Source organism: Tabrizicola sp. (genome assembly GCF_031377265.1).
Lineage (GTDB): Bacteria > Pseudomonadota > Alphaproteobacteria > Rhodobacterales > Rhodobacteraceae > JAUYQR01.
The window spans coordinates 1-3,329 of the sequence record NZ_JANMET010000011.1 but is presented as its reverse complement, the minus strand read 5'-3'; the positions used below and the strand labels follow the sequence as shown (position 1 = coordinate 3,329).

5 protein-coding genes and 1 pseudogene are annotated in these 3,329 nt (G+C 62.2%); all 6 read left to right on the top strand.

From position 1 onward, the window contains the following. Positions 1–285, top strand: a 285-nt coding sequence (gene hspQ, locus RMO18_RS00770) for a heat shock protein HspQ (RefSeq protein WP_309663329.1), incomplete at its 5' end; no start/stop codon positions are given. A 61-nt stretch (positions 286–346) separates the two neighbouring features. Continuing rightward, positions 347–688, top strand: coding sequence for an STAS domain-containing protein (locus RMO18_RS00765; RefSeq protein ID WP_309663328.1), 342 nt, complete (start codon positions 347–349; stop codon positions 686–688). Further along, complete coding sequence (locus tag RMO18_RS00760) at positions 672–1,136, top strand: ATP-binding protein (protein WP_309663327.1); 465 nt, start codon at positions 672–674, stop codon at positions 1,134–1,136. Before RMO18_RS00765 ends, RMO18_RS00760 begins: the two co-directional genes overlap by 17 nt. Positions 1,137–1,223: 87 nt before the next feature. After that, positions 1,224–1,490, top strand: a pseudogene (locus RMO18_RS00755) (transposase); the annotation flags it as partial. A gap of 779 nt (positions 1,491–2,269) precedes the next feature. After that, entirely contained in the window at positions 2,270–2,524 is a 255-nt protein-coding gene (locus tag RMO18_RS00750; protein ID WP_309663326.1) for a hypothetical protein, read from the top strand. 89 nt (positions 2,525–2,613) lie between these two features. Next, positions 2,614–2,895, top strand: coding sequence for a hypothetical protein (locus RMO18_RS00745; protein ID WP_309663325.1), 282 nt, complete (start codon positions 2,614–2,616; stop codon positions 2,893–2,895). The last annotated feature ends 434 nt before the right edge of the window (positions 2,896–3,329 follow it).

Here is a 3,329-nt window from a genome sequence, read left to right as displayed (position 1 = left end):
CGGCATCGGAAGCACCCGTTTCGCGGTGTGGTGTTTGATGTGGACGCGATGTTTTCTAATACCGATGAATGGTACGAGAACATCCCCGAAGACAGCCGCCCCTCGAAGGATCAGCCGTTCTACCATCTTCTGGCCGAAAACGACCAAAGCTACTACGTTGCCTACGTCTCGGAACAGAACTTGGTCCCTGACGAAACCGGCGAACCGGTAGACCACCCCGACCTCGGCGATCTGTTCGGCGATTTCGAAGACGGGCGCTATCCGCTGCAGTTTCAAATGAATTGACGGTTACGGGTTGCTAACCCTTGGCGTCTAGGCTGGCCCCAATGCAGCAAGGGGAACGGCCATGAGACTGAAACCATCCACGATAAACGGCGTACTGACCGTATCGGTCCTTGAAGACCGGATCGACGCCGCAAGCGCCATCCAGTTCAAGGAAAGCATGCGCGACCTTACCACTTGCCCGGCAGACCGCATCATTCTTGACCTCAGCCAAGTGCTGTTCCTGGATTCCAGTGGTCTTGGCGCGGTGGTGGCGGTGTTGAAGATGCTGGGTCCGGACCGCAAGCTTGAACTGGCCGGCCTGACCGCAACGGTCGAAAAGGTGTTCCGTCTGACCCGAATGGACAGCATCTTCACCATCCACAAAATGCAATCCGACGCAGGACAGAATGCAGTCAAGGCCTGACATTGTCCGCGAAACCGGGGCGACGCATCTGATCATCGCGGGCGACCCGATGTCGGTGCGCGCAGGGTTGATCGGCCTCGCGGCAACGGTCCCGCTGTGCGATCTGTCGGCGGATGACCGCGGCACGGCAGAACTGGTGCTGGGCGAAGTGCTGAACAACATCGTCGAACATGCCTATCCCTCGGTGCCCGGCCCGATCGACCTTTGGCTTGCCAGAACTGGCGCGGGCCTTGCCTGCAAGGTTGCCGACCGCGGGCTGGCAATGCGCGACGGCAGGGCACCCGTTGGCGCGTTACCAGCAGGGATCAACGGCGCGTTGGAGGATTTGCCCGAGGGTGGTTTTGGCTGGTACCTGATCAGAACCTTGACCGAAGATCTGCAATACGAACGCGTGCAGAGTCAAAATCACCTCAGCTTCACCATTCCGTCCGGCAGAACGCCACTCTAGGTCTTGTCGACACAAGGGATTCACCTCGCGCGCTGATCGTTGGTCAAGCTGGTATCCGCGCTGGGGACCCGCTTGGCACGAGACCTGATGTCGGACGAGGGGTGGGCGTTTCATCAGCGCTTCACTCTGGCCGTCCGCGTTCCGAATGGAGGCAAGCCAGAGAACCATCGCTTTGTCATGGACAGGATATTTCGGATCGCTCGGATCGGCTCACCGTGGCGCGACCAAACCGAAGGGTTTGGCAAGGGGTCATCCATCTGCCGCCCGTTCCGGCGCTGGGCGCTGGCGGGGCTGTGGGAAACGATCATCGAGGCGCTGAACGATGGCCCGGTCGTGCCTGACGCGCTGCAGATGTACGCCCTCGAGCCGGCGAGCGATGCCGGCTCGACAAACCCGGCAAGGGTGCTGGCGGAGATCGGTTTTGGGGGCGGCGAGCGGAGATCGAGGCTGCGGTTCTGGGGCGCTGCCCCTACGTGAGGGAGGGCCGCAAGGGCCTCCGTTCCGGGGGTTGGATACCGGTTCCGGTATGATGTCCACGCGTGGACAAATTTTCGGCTAAGGAAAATCAAGGGGTTAGGGGAAGGCGTTAGGGAAGCGTTCAGGTTTGGCCATTCTTAGAGCGGTGTGCCGGGGCAGGCGCCGACCCAAAGTTGCCGGCCGCAGCGGCCGGTGAGGGGCTTGTTCTGAAGCCATTCCGCCGCCCGAACACCAACGCGCGCTTGCGTGGGCCGAGCAACAGGCCCGGCCCGGCTTGTGGTCAGTCAGGTTAAGCGGGATGCGGAGACCGTGCCGGGGCATCTGGCCAGGAGGTTGCGGGTTGGCACCCATCCCACGGGTGATCGGGCCACGGGTGATCGGGCCACGGGTGATCGGGGCGGCAACGCGCCTGTGCGCGGCGGTGTAACAGCTAGTAATTGCCCGGTGTCAACCCGGTTACCCAGGCAGCGAAACCATACCTTTGTAAAATTTGATACAAGGTATGGTCGATCCTTCACGACTGCTGTCATGCCTGATGGAATGGACCTGCAATGAGGCAAAGCGCCAAAATCGCCACGCTTTGCGCGGGACTGTCGTTATCAACTCATGCCGTGCTGGCACAGACTGGTCGGGACGACCCGCTTGCCAGCGGGCAGATGATCGAACTGAGTTTCGGCCTGTTGACGCCGGTGAATACCTTGCAGGACACGCTGACGACGCTGAATGGCGGCGGCCCACAGCTTCAGTCGACCGATGCGCTGGATTTCGGCCTGGGGGGTCGGGTGGCCGTGGCCTACAGCCGGCCTTGGGGCAGCACCGCGCGCCTGATCTTCAGCCTGACCGGGGCGCAGACCACCGGTGACGCGACGATCACGGTGGGACCGCGCGGAAACCTTTCCCGGAAGCTATGACGACGGGTTCAACCTGCCTGCCAACTGGACAGTGGAGACCGCGGTCGAGACCAGGATGGCGCTGCTGACGCTTGGCCAAGGAATGGGCATTGAGCAGCGGCTGGCGGATCAGCGCTGGGGTGCAGGGCGGTACGGCATCGCAGGATCTGACCGGGCTTTTGCGGGTGACCGACGACGAGTTGTGGCGCACGCTGACCACGCGGTCGAACAACCGGATGGTCGGCGTTTTCGGCGGTGTAAGCCATTACGCCGCTCTCAGCGAGGTGATGGGATTGCGCCTGTCGGGCACTTTGGGCGTGATGCACAACCGGTTCGAGTATGACTATGTCAACGTGCTGAACCCTACCGACCTGCCGCCATCGGGCCGGTGAGCGATGCCGGCTCATTAGACCCGGCGAAGGGGTTGGCGGACATCGTTTCGGGGCGGCGGGTGGAGATCGAGGCTGCGGACCTGGGGTATTCCCGGTATGGGAGATAGGGGCGCAAGGGCCTCCGTTCCGGGGGTGGGATGCCGGTTGCGGTGTGATGTCCACGCGTGGACAAGACTTCCGATCCAATATAATCAATGGGTTAGGGTTACGGTTTTAGGGAAGTGTTAAGGTTTGGCGGGCTTTCGGGTGGACTGTCGGGGCAGGTCACGACCTGCGTGTGCTGACAGCGGAGGTCTGACAGGGATTTGTCCCTTGGACCATCACCCGGACCGATAGCCCCGAGCCGAAAGGCGGAGGGCAAGGGCGGTGCAGCCTGGACCGTCGGGATGGAAATCGGGGCGCGGCTGCCTGGGCTGGCGCGGTAAGGCGTCTGC

What these genes read in the sequence shown, in the direction of transcription:
- RMO18_RS00765 (WP_309663328.1), top strand. Translation starts at nt 347, where the DNA reads ATGAGACTGAAACCATCCACGATAAACGGCGTACTGACCGTATCGGTC.
- RMO18_RS00760 (WP_309663327.1), top strand. Translation starts at nt 672, where the DNA reads ATGCAGTCAAGGCCTGACATTGTCCGCGAAACCGGGGCGACGCATCTG.
- RMO18_RS00750 (WP_309663326.1), top strand. Translation starts at nt 2,270, where the DNA reads ATGATCGAACTGAGTTTCGGCCTGTTGACGCCGGTGAATACCTTGCAG.